The organism is Nosocomiicoccus sp. HMSC059G07, assembly GCF_001815515.1.
Lineage (GTDB): Bacteria > Bacillota > Bacilli > Staphylococcales > Salinicoccaceae > Nosocomiicoccus > Nosocomiicoccus ampullae_A.
Genome location: NZ_KV820797.1, coordinates 1 through 941, shown reverse-complemented (window position 1 = coordinate 941; position 941 = coordinate 1). Strand labels below are relative to the sequence as shown.

Sequence of the window (941 nt, the reverse complement as noted above, 5' to 3'; positions counted from 1 at the left end):
ATAAACACAAAAAACGTTGAAACTAATAACAGTTTTCAAATGTTAGGTTCCTCGGCTACTCTTAATAAAATGGATGCTGTATTAGTTTATGGTATTTCTGCAGTTTCCAATGAATTAGATGAAGGAAATACAGCAGCAAAAGGACATCCCGGTTCTCAAATTATTCCTGCAATTTTAACTACTAATAATAATTACAAAACCAAGGACGTACTTATTGCATTTATAAAATCATATGAAATATCGAGCAGAATAGCTCGTGCTATTGATTTAGACAAAAACACACATCCTCACGGTTCTTGGGGAATTGTGGGGTATGTGGCTTTTAAATGTCTTTTAAATAAAAATTTCAATGAAAATGACCTGTTAAATTGTGTGAGACTCGCTTTAAGTCTTCCTATTTCAACAAGTTGGTTTTCTGCAGAATCTGGTTTAACTGTACGTAACGCTTATAGTGGGTTAAGTGCAGTTGTTGGTGAGAATATCTAGATTTACATTCTTCTGGGTTTACAACCAGTATGCAAGTTATCGAAGATGTATACTCATACAAATTAGGTAACTCAATTAATTTTGATACTCTTTTACAAGACGATTTAGCTACACCTATGGTAGATAAAAATTATTTTAAATTATATCCTTCATGTCGATTTACACATGGTGCAATCGATGCTACAGAAAGACTTATGAAAGAAAAAATAATTGATACAAATTCAATTGATACTATAACAATTGAAACCTACGATTTAGCAAGTAGATGTAATACTACAACACCTACAAGCCAGCTAGAAGCTAAATTCTCTATTCCTTACTGTATTGCAATTACATTACTAGGATTAGACCCTCTAAATTATTATAAAAATAACTTACCAATTATAAGAACACTTATAAATAAAATTAAAGTTATTGAGAGAAAGGAATTTACGAACCTATTACCTGATTATCGA

Annotated in this window: 2 protein-coding genes; both read left to right on the top strand. The window is 31.0% G+C overall.

Going from position 1 to position 941, the window contains the following annotated elements:
• Window positions 1-486, top strand: a 486-nt coding sequence (locus HMPREF3029_RS02580) for an MmgE/PrpD family protein (RefSeq protein ID WP_210400771.1), incomplete at its 5' end; no start/stop codon positions are given.
• A 29-nt stretch (window positions 487-515) separates the two neighbouring features.
• Window positions 516-941: MmgE/PrpD family protein (locus HMPREF3029_RS09205; protein WP_144265392.1), on the top strand; the 426-nt coding region annotated here is incomplete at its 3' end.